Origin of the sequence: Streptomyces sp. AcH 505 (genome assembly GCF_000818175.1) — a bacterium.
GTDB lineage: Bacteria > Actinomycetota > Actinomycetes > Streptomycetales > Streptomycetaceae > Streptomyces.
In genome coordinates, this window is the sequence record NZ_JTIY01000002.1 from 46669 (window position 1) to 47775 (window position 1107).

Here is a 1107-nt window from a genome sequence, read left to right on the forward strand (position 1 = left end):
GCCGGCGGCGCTCGAAGCTGACCCTTCCCGGATCGTCCGGCGGACCCCACAGGGGGAGGGTCGGCAAGGCACCGGGGTCCCGCCCACGCTTCGAGCTCCAGGCAGGAATCATGCCCAAGACGGCATACGTGCGCACCAAGCCGCACCTCAACATCGGCACCATGGGCCATGTCGACCACGGCAAGACCACGTTGACAGCGGCCATCACCAAAGTCCTCAGCGACCGCGCGGACAGCGGCACCAGCTACACGTCGTTCGACCGGATCGACCGTGCCCCGGAGGAGGCGGCGCGCGGCATCACCATCAACATCGCGCACGTCGAGTACGAGACCGACACCCGGCACTACGCGCACGTCGACATGCCCGGCCACGCCGACTACATCAAGAACATGGTGACCGGAGCGGCCCAGCTCGACGGGGCGATCCTCGTCGTCTCCGCACTCGACGGGATCATGCCGCAGACCGCCGAGCACGTCCTGCTCGCCCGGCAGGTCGGCGTCGACCACATCGTCGTCGCCCTCAACAAGGCCGACGCGAGCGACGACGAGCTGACCGACCTCGTCGAGCTGGAGGTGCGCGAACTGCTCAGCGAGCACGGCTACGGCGGCGAGAGCGCGCCCGTCGTACGGGTGTCGGGACTGCGCGCCCTGGCCGGCGACCCGCGCTGGACCGCCGCCGTCGAGGCGCTGCTCGACGCCGTCGACACGTACGTGCCCGTGCCCGAGCGCTACACGGACGCGCCGTTCCTCCTTCCGGTGGAGAACGTCCTGACCATCACCGGACGCGGCACGGTCGTCACCGGAGCGATCGAGCGCGGCACGGTACGGGTCGGCGACCGGATGGAGGTGCTGGGCGCCGGGTCCGGGCCGCAGACCACCACCGTCACCGGTCTTGAGACCTTCGGGAAGCCGATGGAGTCCGCGGAGGCCGGGGACAACGTGGCGCTGCTGCTGCGCGGCATGCCGCGCGACGCGGTCCGCCGCGGCGACGTGGTGGCGGCGCCCGGCAGCGTCGTGCCGCGCAGACGCTTCACCGCGCGGGTGTACGTCCTGTCAGCGCGCGAGGGCGGCAGGACCACGGCGGTGGGCAGCGGCTACCGGCCGCAGT

The 1107-nt window shown here is 71.5% G+C and carries 1 protein-coding gene; it reads left to right on the forward strand.

Features of this window, described 5'->3' with window-relative positions; genetic code table 11:
- Positions 1-110: 110 nt before the first annotated feature.
- The coding region (locus HY68_RS30295) for an elongation factor Tu (protein ID WP_041997838.1) at positions 111-1107 on the forward strand (997 nt) is incomplete at its 3' end.